Annotated in this window: 16 protein-coding genes; 5 read left to right on the plus strand and 11 right to left on the minus strand. The window is 72.4% G+C overall.

Going from position 1 to position 18,400, the window contains the following annotated elements; translation table 11 throughout:
• Positions 1–197: 197 nt before the first annotated feature.
• From WCD84_RS13560 to WCD84_RS13580, 5 genes are all read right to left on the minus strand, one after another.
• On the minus strand, positions 198–1,223 hold the full coding sequence (locus tag WCD84_RS13560) for an NAD(P)H-dependent glycerol-3-phosphate dehydrogenase (RefSeq protein ID WP_343279842.1): 1,026 nt from the start codon (positions 1,221–1,223) through the stop codon (positions 198–200).
• A 21-nt stretch (positions 1,224–1,244) separates the two neighbouring features.
• On the minus strand, positions 1,245–1,790 hold the full coding sequence (secB, locus tag WCD84_RS13565; protein WP_343279754.1) for a protein-export chaperone SecB: 546 nt from the start codon (positions 1,788–1,790) through the stop codon (positions 1,245–1,247).
• Positions 1,791–1,847: 57 nt separating this feature from the next.
• The gene (locus WCD84_RS13570) at positions 1,848–2,288 is read right to left on the minus strand and encodes a rhodanese-like domain-containing protein (RefSeq protein ID WP_343256070.1); all 441 of its coding nucleotides are present in this window, start codon (positions 2,286–2,288) and stop codon (positions 1,848–1,850) included.
• A 90-nt stretch (positions 2,289–2,378) separates the two neighbouring features.
• Positions 2,379–2,813 carry a hypothetical protein gene (locus tag WCD84_RS13575; RefSeq protein ID WP_343281714.1) on the minus strand — a complete coding sequence of 145 codons (435 nt, stop codon included), beginning with the start codon at positions 2,811–2,813 and terminating at the stop codon, positions 2,379–2,381.
• Between the two features lie 31 nt (positions 2,814–2,844).
• The gene (locus WCD84_RS13580) at positions 2,845–3,303 is read right to left on the minus strand and encodes a YiiD C-terminal domain-containing protein (protein ID WP_343256068.1); all 459 of its coding nucleotides are present in this window, start codon (positions 3,301–3,303) and stop codon (positions 2,845–2,847) included.
• A gap of 70 nt (positions 3,304–3,373) precedes the next feature.
• Here WCD84_RS13580 and WCD84_RS13585 point away from each other — a divergent pair, with 70 nt between their 5' ends.
• The 3 genes from WCD84_RS13585 (at position 3,374) to WCD84_RS13595 (ending at position 6,631) form a co-directional block, all read left to right on the plus strand.
• A complete protein-coding gene (locus WCD84_RS13585; protein WP_343256067.1) occupies positions 3,374–4,150 on the plus strand; it encodes a uroporphyrinogen-III synthase in 777 nt (258 codons plus the stop codon).
• 32 nt (positions 4,151–4,182) lie between these two features.
• Positions 4,183–5,253, plus strand: coding sequence for a uroporphyrinogen-III C-methyltransferase (locus WCD84_RS13590; RefSeq protein WP_343281715.1), 1,071 nt, complete (start codon positions 4,183–4,185; stop codon positions 5,251–5,253).
• A gap of 82 nt (positions 5,254–5,335) precedes the next feature.
• Positions 5,336–6,631 (plus strand): heme biosynthesis HemY N-terminal domain-containing protein, encoded by a 1,296-nt coding sequence (locus WCD84_RS13595; protein WP_343281716.1) that lies wholly within the window; start codon positions 5,336–5,338, stop codon positions 6,629–6,631.
• Positions 6,632–6,751: 120 nt separating this feature from the next.
• On the opposite strand, the gene WCD84_RS13600 is transcribed toward WCD84_RS13595, so the two are convergent.
• Positions 6,752–8,029, minus strand: a complete 1,278-nt coding sequence (locus tag WCD84_RS13600; RefSeq protein WP_343279759.1) for an acetyl-CoA C-acetyltransferase — start codon at positions 8,027–8,029, stop codon at positions 6,752–6,754.
• 78 nt (positions 8,030–8,107) lie between these two features.
• Here WCD84_RS13600 and WCD84_RS13605 point away from each other — a divergent pair, with 78 nt between their 5' ends.
• A complete protein-coding gene (locus WCD84_RS13605) occupies positions 8,108–9,022 on the plus strand; it encodes a hypothetical protein (protein ID WP_343281717.1) in 915 nt (304 codons plus the stop codon).
• Between the two features lie 19 nt (positions 9,023–9,041).
• Here the strand turns inward: WCD84_RS13605 and WCD84_RS13610 are convergent, their stop codons facing one another.
• The 4 genes from WCD84_RS13610 to WCD84_RS13625 all read right to left on the minus strand — a co-directional run bounded on the left by WCD84_RS13610 (position 9,042) and on the right by WCD84_RS13625 (position 12,879).
• Complete coding sequence (locus WCD84_RS13610) at positions 9,042–9,674, minus strand: superoxide dismutase family protein (protein WP_343281718.1); 633 nt, start codon at positions 9,672–9,674, stop codon at positions 9,042–9,044.
• A 16-nt stretch (positions 9,675–9,690) separates the two neighbouring features.
• Positions 9,691–10,236: a superoxide dismutase family protein gene (locus WCD84_RS13615; RefSeq protein ID WP_343256061.1), complete on the minus strand. Its 546-nt coding sequence runs from the start codon at positions 10,234–10,236 to the stop codon at positions 9,691–9,693.
• A 62-nt stretch (positions 10,237–10,298) separates the two neighbouring features.
• A complete protein-coding gene (gene ntrC / locus WCD84_RS13620; RefSeq protein WP_343281719.1) occupies positions 10,299–11,744 on the minus strand; it encodes a nitrogen regulation protein NR(I) in 1,446 nt (481 codons plus the stop codon).
• Entirely contained in the window at positions 11,731–12,879 is a 1,149-nt protein-coding gene (locus WCD84_RS13625; RefSeq protein ID WP_343281720.1) for a two-component system sensor histidine kinase NtrB, read from the minus strand. Before WCD84_RS13625 ends, ntrC begins: the two co-directional genes overlap by 14 nt.
• Positions 12,880–13,060: 181 nt before the next feature.
• On the opposite strand from WCD84_RS13625, the gene WCD84_RS13630 reads away from it, so the two are divergent.
• Complete coding sequence (locus WCD84_RS13630; RefSeq protein WP_343281721.1) at positions 13,061–17,356, plus strand: polymorphic toxin type 46 domain-containing protein; 4,296 nt, start codon at positions 13,061–13,063, stop codon at positions 17,354–17,356.
• Positions 17,357–17,438: 82 nt separating this feature from the next.
• On the opposite strand, the gene WCD84_RS13635 is transcribed toward WCD84_RS13630, so the two are convergent.
• Complete coding sequence (locus tag WCD84_RS13635) at positions 17,439–18,194, minus strand: N-acetylmuramoyl-L-alanine amidase (protein WP_343281722.1); 756 nt, start codon at positions 18,192–18,194, stop codon at positions 17,439–17,441.
• Positions 18,195–18,400 lie beyond the last annotated feature (206 nt).

Consider the following 18,400-nt stretch of genomic DNA (forward strand, 5'->3'; position numbering starts at 1 on the left):
GGAGGCAGGGGGGATGCCCAGAGCCGGCCATGGATGGCCGGCGGCCGGAACTGGGAGCAGGATGCGCATATTCCGGCTGGGCATCCCCCCTGCCTCCACGGCGGGCAGCGCGCACCCTCCCGGAGCAATCACCCGCAAGCTCCACGTAGTCGAGAGAACGACCTTTTTTGCGCGCCCGTATCCGGGGCGGCCGGCGCTCAGATGAGCTTGCCGGCGTACTCGGCCTTCTGCTCGCGCGCCAGCAGCCGCGCGAGGCCTTCGGCAGGCGTGATGTCGCCATGCAGTACGGCGCGGACATTGACCGAGATCGGCAGCTCGACGCCGTGGGCTTCGGCCTGGCGCATCACTTCGTCGGCGGTCTGCAGTGATTCCACCACCTGGCCGATCTCGCGCACGGCATCGTCCAGGCTCTGGCCACGGCCCAGGGCCAGGCCCAGGCGGCGGTTGCGCGACAGGTCGCCGGTGCAGGTCAGCACCAGGTCGCCAAGCCCGGCCAGGCCCATCAGGGTTTCAGGCCGGCCGCCGATGGCGATGTTCAGGCGCAGCATCTCGTTCAGGCCGCGGGTGATCAGGCCGGCGCGGGCGTTGAGGCCCAGGCCCATGCCGTCGGCGACGCCGGTGGCGACCGCCAGCACGTTTTTCATCGCGCCGCCGAGTTCGGCGCCGCGCATGTCGTTGCCGGTGTAGGCGCGGAACGCGGGGCCATGCAGGATGTCGGCGACCGCCTGTGCAAAGGCCTCGTCATCGCCGTGCACGGTGACCGCGGTCGGCTGGCCGGCGGCGACTTCCTTCGCGAACGAGGGTCCCGTGACCACGGCCAGGGGCACGTCGGCGCCCAGCACCTCGCCGGCCACCTCGTGCAGGAAGCGCCCGGACCCGGGCTCGAAGCCCTTGGTCGCCCAGGCCACGCCGGCGTGCGCGGGACGCAGCGGCGCCAGTGCGCGCAGGGTTTCGGCGAAGGCATGCGACGGCACCACCACCAGCACCAGGTCGGCGCCGGCCAGCACCGTGGCGAGGTCGGTGCTTGCGCGCAGCGACTCCGGCAGCGCGATGCCCGGAAGGTAGCGCGGGTTCTCGTGTCGCGAGTCGACCGCCGCCGCGACCTCGGCGTCACGCCCCCAGAGCCGGGTCGCGTGGCCGTGGCGCGCAGTCAGCGCCGCGAGCGCCGTGCCCCAGGAGCCGGCGCCGAGCACCGCGACCGCCGGCTTGCCCGGCGGTGCGATGTAAGGCTGCGTCACCACGGGTCAGGCGTTGCCGCCGGTCTCGCTGCTGGCCAGGTCGGTGCCGGCCGGCTGCTGCGCCTGCTGGGCGGCGCGCTGGCGCAGGCCCTCGGCATACAGCGCGTCGAAGTTGATCGGCTGCAGCACAAACGGAGCAAAGCCGCCCGCCTGGATCAGGCTGCCGACGAGCTGGCGCGCATACGGATACAGGATCGCCGGGCAGTGCGTGCCGAGCATCGCGTCAAGCGACTGCTCGTCGAAGCCGGACATGTTGAACAGGCCGGCCTGCTGCACTTCGACCAGGTAGATGACCTGGTCTTCGCCCAGCTTGCAGGTCAGGTTGATGCCCAGCACCACTTCGAAGGCAGCGTCGCCGATGCGGTTGACGCGCTGGTTGAGGTTCATCTGCAGCTGCGGCTGGCCCTGCTCGGAAAACGTCTGCGGAGACTTCGGCGATTCGAACGAGACGTCCTTGACGTAGATCTTATCGACGGTGAACTGCGCGCCCGCGGGCTGCTCGGGAACGGCACCGGCGGCGCCGTTCGCGTTCGTGGCTTCTTGCTCGGACATCTGGGTCAACTCCAGCGGAATTCGGTTAAGACGGGGATTATCGCACGACGGTCGCGGCTACTTGCCGCGCCCCTTGGCCAGCGGAAGGTCCGCCTGCTGCCAGGCGCCGATGCCGCCGTCGAGCACATGGACCCGCTCGAAGCCGGCCTTGCGCAGGCGTTTGGCGGCATCCATCGCGGTCATCCCGGCCTTGCACACGGCCACCACCGGCAGCGCCTTCGCACCGGCGAGCGCCTTGTTCTCGGGATCGAACTGGGCCATCTGCACGTTCTTCGAGCCGGGGATGTGCCCCTTCTCGAATTCCGCCGCCGGGCGCAGGTCGACCACCAGGGCGTTTTCACGATTGATCAGCGCGGTCAGTTCGGCCGGGCGCAGGCTTTTGAAGCCGCGGAACAGGCGCGCGACTTCGGTATAGACCAGGGCCACCAGGATGCCGGCGAAGGCCAGCGAAAGCATGGGGTTGCGGCCCAGGAAGGCCCACAGTTCTTCAGGATTCACGGTGCTTGGCTGCTTGGCGGCGGGCAGCGATTGTGGCCCAGCGCCGGCGGTGGCGCAAAGCCACGTCGGCGGACGCGCCCGCCGGCCGTGCTATTGCCCGCGCCAGAAGTCCGGCAGGCCGCCGGTGATCCACCAGGTGCGGGCTTCTTCGTCGTAGCGCCAGGCTTCCTGGTAGCGCATGCCGCGTTCGGCCATGGTGTGGCGGTTGATCACGCCGATGTCGATGTCGCGCAGGGCGGTGTCGTCCGCCACCTGCGCCGCGCCCATCTCCCGGTAGTGCGAGACCTGGACCTGCTTGTAGCGCTCGAGTTCAAGCTCGCTCAGCGGGTGCTGTTCGCGGACGTCGGGATCGACCAGGTTCCATGCACCTTCGAAGTCGCCCCAGCGGATGGCCGCCGACCAGGCGTACTGGGCGCGATGCAGGGCCTCGCCCTTGCCGGCACCGCTGGCGCAGGCCGGCAGCAGCAGCGCGCAGGCAACCAGCAGGATGAAAGCGAGGGCGGTGCGGTGGCGCGTCAGTCGCATGGGCAGTGTCCGCGGAACGTCGGCGGCCATGCTACCCCTTGGCGATGGCCGCGTAACCCGCGCGCAGGGTGGTGGCGATGCCGCCGTCGGGAAGCGGCACGCGGGCGGCGATGCGCACCCGTGCGCGCCCGCGGCTGCGCAGGGCCGCATCGAACGGTGCCCAGCCGCTGCCGTCGGCAAGCGCCGCGGTGGCCTGCAGGTCGGTGTACAGCGGCGCCAGGTAGCGGATCTCGCTGTCGGCCACGTAGACGTCGGCGGCGATGCCCAGCTGCCGGCAGCGCAGCGTCACCAGGCCCCAGCCGGCCAGCGTCATCAGCGACACCAGGCTGCCGCCGAAGGCGCAGCCCTTGTCGTTGACGTTGAGCGCCAGCGGCGCGCGCAGGGCGAGCGTGTCGCCCTCGCGGCCAGCGATGGTGATGTCCATGGCCGCAACCGGCGGCATCGATCGGTAGTGCGCATCCAGCGCGCGGAGTTCGTCATCCACTTGCATGCAGCCGTTCCATACAGGGTTGCGGGACCGGCGCCTTGCCGGCGCCGGCGCGAGGCACCAAGCTTGCGCGATGCCTGCGCACGCCTCCACCGGGCCACTGACCGGATGCTACGTCATCTCACTGCGCCCGGCCGGCGGCCACCGGCCCGTGCGCCGCGCCGCGGCCGCGCTGGGCGCGCGCACGCTCGCGCTGTCGCCGTGGCGCATAGCGCGGCTCGATGATGACCACGCACGCGCCGGCCTGCGCCGGGCGCTGGCGGCACCGCGCGTGGTGTTCACCAGCCCTGCCGCGGTCACCGCCGCAGCGGCGCTCGAACCACTGCGGCCAAGGCCCGGGCAGGCCTGGGTCGCGGTCGGCGCAGGCACGGCGCTGGGGCTTGCCCAGGCCGGCGCCGGCGACATCCCCTCTCCGGAACGGATGGACAGCGAAGGCCTGCTGGCCATGCCCGCGCTCCGCGAAGTGCGCGGGCTCGACGTCGGCCTGGTGACCGCACCGGGCGGCCGCGGCGTGATCGCCGCCACCCTCGCCGGACGCGGTGCGCGCGTACTGCGCGCGAACGTCTACGAGCGCGTGCCTGTCATGCCTTCGCCGCGGTCACTGGCCGCGCTGCGCGCGCTGGCCGCGCCGGCATGGCTGCTGCTGAGCAGCGGCGAGGCCCTGGAACACGTGCTTTCCTCAGTGGCTGGCGACGCGCTGGCGCGGCTGCGCGCCACGCCGGTGGTCGCAGCCAGCGAGCGCCTTGGCGACCTTGCCCGCGAACATGGCCTGCAGGTGGCCGCGGTCGCGTCCAGCGCACGGCCTTCAGCGATGCTTGCAGCCTGCGTCGGAGCGGCGGCAAAGCCCTAACATAGACGCTCCGCCACCCCCTCCCGCGCACCGTGAACCTGCCCCAGCCCCCTGCGCCCGCACCGCGGCGCCGCACCTCCGGCTTTGCCTGGCTGCTGCTGCTCGTCATGGTGCCGATCGCCGGCGCCCTGGGCTGGCGCGCCTGGCAGGCGGAGACCGAAGCCCGCCGCACGGCGGACGCAGAGGAGACCCTGCGCCTGGACGCCCTCGCGCAGCGGGTCGCGGTCATGCGCGACAACCAGCAGGCCCAGGGCAAGCGCATGCAGCAGTCCGAAGCCACCAATCGCCTGCTGCGCGACGAGCTGCTGGCCATGGGCCAGCGCGCAGCCCTGCTTGAAGACAGCGTGCAGCGGCTGGCCGACCCGGCGCACGACGCCGCCCGGGCGCTGCGCATGGATGAAATCGAGCTGCTGCTTGCCCAGGGCCAGCAGCGCCTGCTGGTGGCGGCCGACGTCGATGGCGCCCGCCGTGCCTACGCCCTGGCCGCGCGCCTGGCCGATTCGCTGGCGGCCCCCGGCGACATCGACCTGCGCCAGGCGCTGGTCCAGGAGCGGGCCATGCTCGATGCCCTGGGCGAGGATCCGCGGGTCCGCGCCGTCAAGCGCATCGATGCCTTCGAAGCCGGTTTCGACGCCGGCCCGGCAGGGGTTTCCGAGGCGGAGACGGAGGCGGAGTCCGCGAACGGCAGCGGCGCGCCGTGGTGGCGACGCCTGGCACGACGCATCGTCGCGGTGCGCCCCAGCGATGATCGCCTGGCCGTGGATTCAGGCGAACAGGCGGCCGGCCATGCCGCCCTGCGCCTGGAACTCACGCTTGCGCGCACCGCCGCCGAGCGCCGGGACGCGGACGGCCATGCCGCCGCGCTGGCGCGCGCATCGGCGTGGCTGCCGCGGCTCCGACCCGCTTCGCCGGCGCGCGACGCGTTGGCGCGCGAGCTCGAGGCGATGGCCGCGCTGCCGCTCACCCTGGCCCTGCCCGAGCTCGGGACGTCGCTGGAACAGCTGCGGAGGCTCCGCGGCAATGACGCAGCCGCGGCGCCGGACGCGGTGCCGGACGCGGCGCCGGGCGCAGTCCCCGACGCCGCCCCGGACCTGCCCCGCTGAACCGGCTGCCGCGCGCGCAGCGACATGAACACGGTCGCGACACCGGCGGGGCTACGGTGGCGCCAGCATCTGGAGACCCGCCATGAACCTGTTCCGCACCCTGCTTGTCTGGATCCTGCTGGCGATCATCGGCGCCCTGGCCTGGCACCTCCTGGCCCAGGACCCCGGCTACGTGCTGGTGCGCTATCGCGGCTGGGACTACACCACCAACCTGCTCTGGGTCTCGGTGGCCGTGGTCGCGGGACTGTTCGCGCTGTGGCTGCTGTGGTCGCTGGTGGCGCTGCCGCTGCGCGCCTTCCGCCGCCGCCGCGAGCAGCAGTCGCGCGCCCGCCTGGGCTCCGGCCTCGAGGCGCTGCACCAGGGCCACTACGCGCGCGCCGAGAAGCTGCTGCCGCAGGCCGGCGACGACAGCGATGCCGCGGTCGCACGCCTTGCCGCCGCGCGATCCGCCATGGCCCGCGGCGACCACGCCGCAGCGCGCAGCCATCTTGATGCGATCGACACCCGCCACGCCCTGACCCGGGCCATCGGTCGCGCCGAACTGGCGCTGGCCGAACACCGCCCCACCGACGCCCTGGTCGCGCTGGACGACCCCGCTGCGCAGCCGCTGTCGCCGCGCGGGCTCGCCCTGCGCGCCGACGCCCTGGCCACCTCACGCCAGGCGGGCGATGCCTATGCCCTGCTCGGCGCCCTTCGCCAGCAGCAGGCGCTGCCGGAGGCGGCCCTGGCCGAGCGCGAGCGCGCCTGGGCGGCACAGGCCCTGGCCGAGGCGTCGGATGCCAACGCCCTGGCCGATCGCTGGGAAAGCGTGCCCAAGGCGCTGCGCGCCGAGCCCGCGGTGGTGTCCGCCTACGCCGAGCGCGCCGCCGCGCTGCGCTGGGAAGACGCCGCCACCTCAAGCATCGAGCACGCGCTGGACACGCGCTGGGACGAAAGCCTGGCCGCGTGCTACGGCCGCCTGCCCATCGATCGCGTCGAACATCGCGAGGCCCACGCCAGCCGCTGGCTGCAGCAGCATCCCGGCAGCCCCGCCCTGCTGCTGACCCTGGCGCGACTGGCGCGCGCCCGCGGCGAGTGGCCACGGGCCGAGGACCACCTGCACCGGGCCCTGGCCCAGGGTGCTGGCGCGGAAGCCTGGGAACAGCTTGGCGATGGCCACGCCGCGATGGGCGATGACGCCCGCGCGCGGATCGCCTATGCCAACACGCTGCGCGCGCTGCGCGGCGAGGCCACCGAGCCGATGCCGGGCCATGCACCGCAGCAGGACATCCAGGCCATGCGGGATGACCGCGTGGCGGGCGCGGACCGCGTCGTCATCGATGACCGCACCGCGGTCGACGACCGCGACGAGCACGGGTTCCCGCGCATCCGCGATTGAGCGGCCGCTGAACTGTAGGAGCAGCTATAGCTGCGACCAACCGTGGCCAATCGCAGCTATAGCTGCTCCTACAGGGCCGGTTGGCGGAGGGAGCGCCCCACCGGCACCATGTGCGGCGGCTCAGCGCTCGAGGATCGCCACCACGCCCATGCCGCCGGCGGTGCAGATCGAGATCAGGGCGCGGCCGCCGCCGCGCTCCTGCAGCTGGCGGGCCGCAGTCGCCACCACGCGCGCGCCGGTGGCGGCGAACGGGTGGCCGGTGGCCAGCGATGAGCCGACGGGGTTGATCTTCGCCGGATCAATCCGGCCCAGCGGCGCATCCAGGCCCAGGCGGCTGCGGCAGTAGTCCTCGCTCTCCCAGGCGCGCAACGTGCACAGCACCTGGGCGGCAAAGGCCTCGTGGATCTCGTAGATGTCGAAATCCTGCAGCGTGAGGCCGTTGCGCGCGAGCATCTCGGCGACCGCGACCGTCGGCGCCATCAGCAGGCCTTCGCCGTGCACGAAATCGACCGCGGCCACGTGTGCGTCGCGGACGTGGCACAGCACCTCGTGTCCGTGCGCGGCGGCCCATTCGTCGGTCGACAGCAGACAGGCGGCGGCGCCGTCGGTGAGCGGGGTGGAGTTGCCGGCCGTGAGCGTGCCAAGCCCGGAACTGCGATCGAAGGCCGGCTTGAGCGTGGCCAGCTTTTCCAGCGACGTGTCGGCGCGCAGCACGTTGTCGCGCGAGACGCCGCGGAAGGCCACGACCAGGTCATCGAAGAAGCCGCGCTCGTAGGCCGCGGCCAGCTTGTGGTGCGAGGCCACCGCGAGCTCGTCCTGCGAGTCGCGCGAGATGCTCCACTCCTTGGCCATGTCCTCGCAATGCTCGCCCATCGACTTGCCGGTGCGCGGCTCGGCCACGCCGGGGAAGTCGGGCTTGAGTTCGCCCGGGCGGAAGCCACTGAACTGCGCCAGCTTGTCCTTGGTGGTCTTCGCCGCGTTGGCCGCGAGCAGGCGCCGGCGCAGCGACTTGCCGTACACGATCGGAACGTCGGAAGTGGTGTCGCTGCCGCCGCCGATGCCGCTGTCGATCTGCCCGGCGGCAATCCTGTTGCCGATGGTGATGATCGAATCCAGCGAGGTGCCGCAGGCGCGCTGCAGGGTGATGCCCGGCGTCAACGCCGACAGTCCCGACGACAGCGCCGCCTCGCGCCCGAGGTTCCAATCGCTGGAATGCTTGATCACCGCGCCCATCGCGACCTCGCCCAGGCGCTGGCCGTGGAGGCCGAACTTCTCCACCAGCGCGCCCAGGGTGCGCACGGACATGCCGAGGTTGCCGACATCGGCATAGGCCGTGTTCTGGCGGCAAAAGGGAATGCGAACACCGCCGAGGACGGCGACCGGGCGACCATGCAGCATCTGGGGACCTCGCAGTCTGCCCACCGACCGTGGCAGGCATAATGGCAGCGAGTTTAGCGCCGCCCATGCGCAGGGCCAATGAACAAGACCGCAGAGAACACTCCCCGGACCAGCCGCGTGCTTGGCGCGCTGGCACTTGAACTCGTGCCGGGCAGCCGCGCCGCGCGCGATGCGGTGGCGCAGGCCGGTGCCGGCGAAATCGCCGCGCTGGTCGCCGCCGACCTGGCGAAATTCGCACCGGAAGCCGCCAGCCTCGACTGCACCCTGGTCGCGGCGCACTTCGATCCGGTGGAGCTGCTGCGCCCGGGCTGGCCGCTGCACCAGGAGCTGTGGCAGCTGGCGGCCAAGGCCCCGCGCGCGCCCGGTGGTGGGCCACGCATCCTCGCGTTCGGCAGCCACGAAGGCCGGCTGCCCGGCGCGCTGTCGCCCGCGCCGGAGTATTCCGGCGGCCCGCTGCGGCTGCTGCCCTATGTGCTTGATGGCGACCCGGCCACGGTCGCGCGCGTCGCGGCCCGCTGCGAAGCCGACCTGATGGAAGAAGGCATGGCCGGCGCCGGCGCCGCGCTGGCGATGCAGGACGCCTTCGGCATGCGCGTGGAGCACGCGCGCCACCTCACCGTGCACGACCTGTGCGCGCTGACCGCGATGCAGTACGAGCATGCCGGCCTGGCGCCGCTGTGGCCGCTGCTGGAAGCCGCCCTGCTGTCACCCGCCCGCGAGGCCTGGCTCGACGCACCGCCGGAGCCCCTGCTGCGCTACGCCGATGGCATCGTGCGGATGGCGATGTTCACGCCCGCCGCCTGGCGCGCGCGCTACGCATCGCATGCCCCCCGGACCGGAGACGGCGGCGCCGGCGACCAGGCGCACAGTGGCCTTGAGCGCCTGTACGTCCATTTCGAAGCCCGCCAGCGCCAGTTCACCAGCCTGCTGCGCGCGCACGGCGTGGCCGTGGAGTTCATCCACTGCCAGGGCGACGCGCGGGCGGAGCTCTAGGCCCCGCCCGCGCGCTGAATCACATCGCCTGGGTGATCACGCCGCAGGCCAGGCGCGCGCCGGCATTGCCGGTGGGCTGGGTGGCGTAGTCGTCGGGATCGGCGTGCACGATCACCGCGCGGCCGAGAACGTCGGTCGGCGCGCCATCGGCCAGCGTGGCGCCGTCCAGGCGGGTGTCGACCCTGGCCACGCCGGTGTCGTCGGCCCTGATGTTGTCGGTGTCGCCGACATGGTGCTCGCCGGCGCTGACGCGGCCGTGGGCGCTGTCGGTCGGATTGAAATGGCCGCCGGCGCTGGTGCCGTCCGGCGCGCTGCAGTCGCCGGTCTCGTGCACGTGGAAGCCGTGCTCGGTATTGGGCGGCAGGCCGTTGACCTGGCCGGTGATGGCGACGCCGCCGTCGACGGCCGCGAAGGTGATCTCGCCGGTCACCGAATTGCCCTCGGTCGCCGCCAGGATCGCCATCGTGCCGGCGGCCGGGGTGGTGGTCATGTCGGCGGTCGCGGCCGGGGTGGTGGGCGCGACCGGCGCGGCCGGCGCTTCGGTGGCGGCCGGCGGGGTCGCGGCATCGTCGTAGCCGTCCTGGCGATCGCTGCAGGCGGCAAGCCCGAGGGCGAGCGAGGCGGCAAGCAGGGTCATGGGGATCGTACGCATGGGTGGCACTCCTTTCCTATGGCGCGCCCGGAGGCGCGATGGTGATGATTCCGCAGGCGATCCGCGCGCCGGTGGCGCCGGCGGTGGAGCCGAGGACGACCAGCGAGCGGCCGGCGATGTCGTTGGCCGCGGCACCGCCGAGCACGGCCCCCGGGACCAGCTGGTCGACGTGGGCCACGCCGCGCTCGTTGGCGACGATGCGGTCGCTGCCGCCGTTGAGCGCGCCGCTGCCGCTGGCGTCGAACCAGGGACCGGCGCTGGATGCGTCGATCGCGCTGCAGTCGCCGCGCGCGTGCACCTGCAGGACGTGGGCGCCGTTGCGGCTCAGGCCGCCGACGTCGCCCGACAGACGAACCCCGCCCGGCTCGGCGCGCAGCACGATGCGGCCGCTCGCCAGCGTCGCCGAGGCCGCGGTGAGGTTGGCGTGCGCGCTGGCCGCCGTTCCGGCGTCTGCCCGCGGCGGAGGCGGCGGCGGCTTGCGCGTCGCGCTTGGCGCGCCGGCACAGCCGGCGAGCACTCCTGTGGCAAAGATGAGGGCGGTCAGGCGACGCATTCGGCTCATGGATGAATGGGCGAGCGCGCTAGCGTAGCGCCCGCCGGGTATGGGGTGCGTGATCCCGGCGTTCAGGACCCGGGACGGCGCGCGCCGAGCTTGCGGGTGAGCGTGTTGCGTCCGACGCCGAGGGCCGCCGCGGCCTCGCTGCGGCGGCCGCCCGCCTGGTCGAGCGCGGTTTCCAGCAGCACCCGGTCCAGGCGTGCGCGGGCATCGGCGTGGATGCCCTCGGCGCCGGCGGCCAGCCGCGTCCGCGTCCAGCCGCGCAGCGCGGCCTCCCAGTCGTCTTCGCCGCCCGGCGCAGGGTCGCCGTGCCGACCATGCGACCCCCACGCCTCGTCGAGGTCGGCGATCTCCACCACGTCACCCGAGGCCAGCGCGGCCATCCGCCAGCACAGGTTCTCCAGCTCGCGCACGTTGCCGGGCCAGGAGTGCGCCTGCATGCGCTGCAGCGCCGTGGGCGAGAGTCGCTTCACCGGCGCCGCGAAGCGCCGCGCCGCGCGCTGCAGGAAGCGTTCGGCCAGCCGCGGGATGTCCTCGCGGCGCTCGCGCAGCGGCGGCAGGCGCAGGCGCACCACGTCAAGGCGATGCAGCAGGTCGGCGCGGAAGCCGCCGTCGCGCACCTTCGCTTCCAGGTCCTGGTGGGTCGCGGCGACCACGCGCACGTCGACCCGGATCAGCTCGCGGCCGCCGACGCGGAAGAACTCGCCCTCGGCCAGCACCCGCAGCAGGCGCGTCTGCAGCGGCAGCGGCATGTCGCCGATCTCGTCGAGGAAGAGCGTGCCGCCGTCGGCCTGTTCGAAGCGGCCCACGTGGCGCCGGCTCGCGCCGGTGAAGGCGCCGGCCTCGTGGCCGAACAGTTCGCTCTCCAGCAGCTCCGACGGGATCGCCGCGGTATTGAGCGCGACCAGGGGCATGCGTGCACGCGGCGATTCACGATGCAGCGCGCGCGCCACCAGCTCCTTGCCGGTGCCGGTCTCGCCGGTGATGAGCACCGACAGCGGCGCCTGCGCCAGCCGGCCGATGGCGCGGAACAACTGTTGCATCGCGGGTGCGTCACCCACCAGCGCGTCGTCGTCGGCCGCGGCATCCCCGCCGCCGGCGTCGCGTCCCCGGCCATCGACGGGCGCGGCGCCGGCGCCGCCCAGCGCGCGCGCAGCCAGCGCCACCGCGTCGTCGAGGTCGAAGGGCTTGGGCAGGAAATCCCGGGCGCCGCCGCGGAACGCGCCCGCGGTGCTGGCGATGTCGGTGTAGGCACTCATCACCACCACCGGCAGCGCCGGCAGCCGTTGCCTGAGCGCGTCGAGCAGACGCAGGCCGTCGTCTCCGGGCATGCGCACGTCGGTGAACAGCAGCCGCGGTGGAGCGGCACCGCGATCGAGGGTGGACAGCACGTCAGCGGCCGATTCGAAGCCGGTGACTTCGTAACCGGCGTCGCGCAGCGCGGTGGCGAGCACGAAGCGGACCGCGCGGTCGTCATCGACCACCCAGATGCGTGCGCCCTCACTGCCTGTCATCGCGGGCCTCCTGTTCTTCCGCATCCGCATTCGCGTCTGCACCGCCCCTCTCCACCCCATCCTTCCAAGCTCGGGTTCCAGTTCCGGCGGCGGCGGCGCCCCCACCTGCGGGCACCGGCGGATACGGCAACAACAACGTGAATACCGTATGTCCCGGGCGCGAACGATAGGCGAGGCTGCCGCGATGCTCGCGCGCCACCTGCTGCGCCAGCGCCAGGCCCAGGCCGCTGCCCTCGGCGCGGCCGGAGACCAGCGGCACGAACACCTGTTCGGCCAGCTCGTCGGGCACGCCGCGGCCGTCGTCGACGATGTCCAGGCGCAGCGCCAGCGGATACAGCTCGCTGCCGATGCGTACCCCGTGCTCGGCCCGGGTTCGCAGCGTCACTTCCCCCGCCCCGGCCTCGATCGCGTTGCGCACCAGGTTCCACACCGCCTGCACCAGGCGGTCATGGCCGCCTTCGAATTCCGGGAGGCTGGGGTCGTAGTCACGCACCAGCTTCACCGCCCAGCCGACGTCGGCCTCGGCCAGGCGCAGCACGCGCTCAAGCACCGCGTGCACGTTGAGCGACGCGTGCGGCACCGGCGGCGCCGGGTCAAGCATGCGGTCGACCAGCTGCGCCAGGCGCGCGACCTCGGAATCGACCAGGTCCAGCAGCTCCCGCGCCGAAGCGTCATCGCCGGGCATGCGGCGCGCCAGCAGCTGGGCGGCACCCTTCAGGCCCGCAAGCGGGTTGCGCAGCTCGTGCGCCAGGCCCCTGAACGCCGCCGACAGTGCCAGCGGCAGCGCCGCGACCGGGTCGCCACCGGGGAACTCGTCCACCGGATGCAGCTCCAGCAGCCAGCCGCTGCCGTGGGGGCCCAGCCAGGCGTCCGCGAAGCGCGGCGCGGCACCGGGCACGGCCAATGCGAGCCGCTGCAGGCGCCTGGATTGGCGCGGCATCGCCGCCTCCAGCGCCCGCGCCAAAGCATCGCCCTCGAACTCCAGCGAGGCCAGCGGCAGCCCCGCCAGGCGCCGGGCACTGACCACCAGCCACTGGGCGCAGGCCGCATTGGCCGCGATCACGGCTCCGTCGCCGCTGACCACGAGGACAGGCGTGCTGAGCAGTTCGAAATCCGGGGGGAGCGATGGCGACATTGCACCAATCTAGTGCAAGAGACGGGCACTGCGACAGCGGCACATGGGGTTATCCCGTATTGAGCGCCGGGGTCGGCGATGCAACCCTCGTACCCGCGCATCCGCATGGCACCAGGCCGGCGGACGGTGCAGCCCGATTTCGCCACGCGCCGGCATGCCCGCGCGTGGCCAGGAGAGCTCCATGAACATCCCGGTGTCTCGACACGCCAGCGTCGCCCCCCCGCCGCCTCCGCCGCCCCCACCGCCACCGCCGAAGATCGAGAAGGCCGAGGACGCCCTTGCGCAGGCCAACCACGATCACGGCGGCAGCGTGCACGGCAGCACGCATCCGGAGACGCAGGCCAACCTCGCCGAGAGTCGCCAGGCGGCGATCGACAAGGCCATGCAGGAAGGTCGCGGCGGCGATATCAGCACGATCAACGCCGCTTTCGACCACGCCCTGGCCCGTCTCGACGCCGGCGATATCGCCTACCAGCGCCAGCCCGGGCCCGCGGCCGACACCAGCACCAGCCAGGCAGCGGACGGAACCCGCATCCAGACGTCCACGCACGCCGATGGCACCCGGATCGTGCAGGCCGAAGGCCTCGACGCGCGCGGCAACGCCGTAGCCACCACGCAGGTGTTCGACGCCGGCGCAAGCGGTGCCGCGGGCCAGGTGCCGCTGGAGAGCCGCACCGTGGTCGCCAACGGCACATCGACCACCAGCGGGCTGCCGGAACGCAGCATCGAACAGGCCGCCGACGGCCAGGGCACGGTGATCACCGACACCTGGGGCGACACGCCCGGTGCACCCGAGCGCGTGGTGCGCCACGTCGTCCTGCCGGCCGCCGATGGTGGCCAGCAGGTCCAGTCGGTGACGCTGCTCGAGGGTGGCGCGGAAGCCGACGTCCCGCCCGCGCTGCGCATCCGCGAGATCGCCGCCGACGACACAGTGGCGTTCGATACCGGCGAAGTCAGCCACGTGTCGTCCACGCCCGTGCCCGGGCAGTCCGGCGTATCGACCGTGACCCACGCCTACGACAGCGGCATGCGCATGGAGTACGCCATCCATGCGGCGCCTGCCGGCAGCGAAGGGGTGCCGGATGCGATGCTCTCGCAGACGCTGACCACCGGAGACGGCAGCGTCGTGTTCGAGGCCACCGGCGTGACCCGGACCGAAACCACCGGCCCCCAGGGCGACCTGCAGGTCACCGACACCGCCGCGGATGGCAGCCGCACCGTCTACAACCTGGGCACCGACGGCCAGTTGGCAAGCACCCGCCTGCACGGCGCCGATGGCAGCCTGCTGCAGACCGTCACGCGCGAGAAGCTGGAGGGCCTGCCCGAAGTCGCCAGCCGCGAAACCGTCACCGCCGCCGATGGCAGCCAGGTGGTGACCGAATACAACGCCGACGGCGAGCCGCTGGGCATCCGCGAGATCGATTCCAATGGCGGCACCATCCAGGAAATCGGCTCGCTCAAGGGCGAGCGCATCGATGCCGGCCGTGCCGACGAGGTCGCCAGCGACATCCTCGACGTCGGCGTTCGCAACCTGTGGAGCGACAACTACGAAAAGCGCCTGCTCTACGCCCTGGAAACCCTGCAGGACCTCGACCCGGTCTCGCAGCAGATGGTGCTGGGCGCGCTGCAGGAACAGGACCCGGGCATGGGCCAGTCCTGGTTCCGCACAGGCATCCTGGAAAACCTGAAGGCCGACGAATTGGCGCTGCTTGAGGGCGGTGGCCTCGACATCATGACCGGCGTGCCCGGCACCACCGCCGACGACCTGCAGGCAATCCAGGCCATCCACGAACTGGACGTGGACGCCGGCGAATACACCGGCGAGTACGGCGAGTACGCGGCCACCGGCGACGAGCAGCAGGCCGGACAGTTGCAGGCCTTCATGACCGAATACGACGCGCGCGCCGCTGACCCGCAGGCGCAGGCCCGCTTTGTCGCGCTGTACGAGCGCATGCACGGCGATGCGTTCGTCGAGGGCTTCCTGAGCGATGAGACCCTGGCCGATGCGAAGGACACGGGACTGTCGCTCTACAAGGACGCCGGCCTGGTCGGGATCGACCGCACGGCCTACGAGGCGCTGCTGGGCAACCGCCTCGAGACCGCGGCCGACTCGCGCGACGACGTGCTGGCCGCGCGCGACCGGGTGATGGACGCCGGCGTGCGCCGCTTCATGGTCGACAACCAGGAAGAGCGCGTACAGGCGCTGGTGACCGAAATGGCCGCGCTCGACCCGGAAGGCCAGGCGGCGCTGATGCGCCAGGTCACCGGGACCGATCCCAATGCGCGCCTGAACTGGCTGCGCGACGGCATCATCGACCGTGCCACCGAAGGCAACGAAGCGTTCACGGCGGAGATGCGGGAGCTGGTCACCAGCATCCGCGGCAACGGCGAAACCACCTTCATGGGCCAGCTGCAGGGCTTTGGCGGCGGCGTCAAGGACGCCGGCGTGGGCTTCGTGGTCGGGCTGGCCGTGCTGGCGCAGACCTCCTACGACCTGTCGGGTGCCGGCATCGTCACGGACCTGGTCACCGGCGGCGAGGGCCCCGCCTTCCTGCCCAGCGCGCAGCGTGGACAGGAAACCGGCAAGGCGATGATCGAAGGCCTACCGCACATGTTCTCGCACATCGGCGCGGCCTGGGGCGACGGCCGCTACGGCGAGGCGCTGGGCAACATCACCTTCGACGTCGCATCGATGCTGATCCCGATCAAGATCCCCAAGATCAGGCTGCCCGGTGGCGCCGGCGCGGCCGACAACATCGCCGGCGCCGCCGACAACCTGGCGCCGGCGCGCTACGTGGACCAGCAGGGCCGGCCGGTCACTGCACCGGCGACCGAACCGCGGCTCGCCACGGCGGGCCCGGATGGCGCGTACACGATCACCGACGCCGCGCCGCCAGGCGGCACCGCGGCGCGGTCCGGCATCGAGGCGCCGCCGCCGCGGCTGGCCATCGAAGCCGCGCCAACGCCCGAGCTCCTCGCCCAGCGCCAGGCCACCGCAGCGGCGTTCTACGAGCGCGTGAACGGCCGGCCGGCCGACCCCGCGCATCTGGGCGGCATCGACTTCACCCGCCCGGTGGAGGTACAGACCCTGCGCGAAGGCACCGTGGTCTACCAGTGGCAGGCGCCGGGCGCGCCGAAGGGCAGCTACTTCTCGCCCTCGTCCAGCGCGCGGCCGACGGACATCGGCATCTCCAGCGTCGGCGTGCGGCCCGAGGTGTACGGCAAGGTGTCCGAGGTGCTGCGCAATATCGATCCGCAGGCCCCGGCCCCGGTCCGCAACGCCGACGGCTCCTACAGCGGCATGGACCCCGGCCACGCCATCGAGGTCACGCCCGGCGGGATCGTCGACAAGACGCGCGTCGCCTACGTGGTGACGCGCGACACCGACGTGCTGGTTTCGACCGCGCGCCAGGTCAACGACACCTGGGCCATCCCCGACCGCTCGATGACGTCCATCCCGACCGAAGGCGGCCGGCTGCAGATCTACACCGGCGACGGCGGCGCGTTCCAAGCGCTGGTCCGCGGCGCCGAGGCACCGGCGACGACGCCGCCTGGCGCGGTCTCCGCATACGCCGTGCCACCCGGCCGGACCTTCGCCGACGACGTGCTCGGCACCGGGCCGCACCGGCTGGACGGCGATTTCCTGGAGATCGCCAGGCATGTGTACAAGGCCGACGGCACGCCGCTTGAAGGCGGCTTCCGCCAGCTGGGCGAAGCGGACCTGCCGCCGGGCATCAGCGCGGCCGACCTCGACCATGCGTCCGGGCTGCGCGCCGCGATCTACACCAATGGCGAGGGCCAGTTCGTGCTCGCGTTCAAGGGCACCTCGCCCACGTCGCTGCGTGACATCAAGGCCGACGTCGTGCAGGGCCTGGGCTTCCCGACCGGGCAGTACACGCATGCGGTCGAACTCACGCGCCATGCGCATGCCGCCTACGGCGACAACCTGGTGCTGACCGGGCACTCGCTGGGCGGTGGGCTGGCCTCGCAGGCCGCGATGGCCGCGGGCGCCGGCCACCTGCCGGCGATCGTGTTCAACCCGGCCGCGGTGCATCCACGCAACCTCGCGCGCGAGAACCCGCTGTTCCAGGACGGCGGTGGCGTCCAGCACGCGGCCGAGGGCGGCAGCTTCGCGAACGGTCGCGAGCTGGCCCCGTACTACGCCGGCGAAGGCGGCCTGGTGCGCGCCTACATCGTCAGGAACGACGAGCTCACCCTGCTCCAGGACCGCGTCCCGGGCATGCCCAGTGCATTGGGGCATCGTGAGGGGCTGCCGGCCAACTTCCCGTTCGGGCACGGCACCGCCGCGCTGCAGGAGGGATTCGCCAAGCGCTTCCCTGACGGCGTGCCCGATATCGACCCGGACGTCGGAACCCTGTACATCGATCCGGCCAGCGGCGAGTGGACCACGCGGGCGCCCGATCCCGACGGCCCCACCTGGCCCGGCAACTGGTTCCTGGGCGGGTCCACCCCGTAACGCCGTAACCCGGTAACGGCGGAATGCGGAATGCGGGGTGCGGCGTGCGGACTTCGCGGCGCAACGCCCGCGCGATGATTGTCTAGGGCGTCGGGTCCAGCAACCCGGCGCCCTCCGGCAGCGTCAGCGCGTGCAGGATCCGCAGGTCTTCCTCGTCCAACGTGGTCAGCGCATCGCCGCGAAAGCGCAGGCGGAATGCCCGGATGGCCGCAGCGGGATCGTCAACGACATAGCCGACCAGCCGCAGCGCGCGCATCGCATCGAAGCCATCCGGCGCCGGTGGCGCGTCATCGGCGGGCCAGATGCCGAACCCGGCTTCGGCCAACCGTTTCCAAGGGAACAGCGCACCCGGATCGATCTTGCGCGAAGGCGCCAGGTCGGAATGCCCGATCACCTGGCTGCGCGGAATCCGCAGGCGCGTGGTCAGGTCCTCGAGCAGGCGCAAGAGCGCCTGCACCTGCGGCTCGGTGAAGGGTTCGCGGCCGTCGTTGTCGATCTCGATCCCGATCGACGCCGAATTGAGGTCGGTGATCGTGCCCCAGCGCCCGCCACCGGCGTGCCAGGCGCGACGCGAGTCGGCGACCAACTGGTAGATCGCGCCGTCGTCGCCGACCAGGTAGTGCGAACTCACCGGCCCGCCGCTGTTGCGGGTACTCAGCGTGCGCAGGCTCTGTTCGACCGAGTCCTGCTCGGTGTAGTGCAGGACGATGACAACCGGGCGACGCTCGTCATGATTCGGCGATGGCACCCACTGCGCCATCGGGTTGCGCGGCGGCTGGTGGACGCAGCCGGCAAGCAGGGCGAGGCAGAGGACAGCCGCAAGGGGTTTGATGTTCATCTCGCAATCGAACCCGGGATCGCGGCGTAGTGCAAGTGGCCCCGTCGTGGCCGGGAGGCCTTCGCGGCTCATGTCCCCCCGCATCCGCCTGACGGCGGAGGCCTCCTCCTTTACTTCCCCGCGAAGGCCTCCCGGCCACGACGGGGCCCGCTTCGGCTGCAGGTGCGCAGAAGCCCGTGCCTTTTCCCACCAGCCACCGCACATTG

The organism is Luteimonas changyuni (assembly GCF_039548395.1).
Taxonomy (GTDB): Bacteria; Pseudomonadota; Gammaproteobacteria; order Xanthomonadales; family Xanthomonadaceae; genus Luteimonas.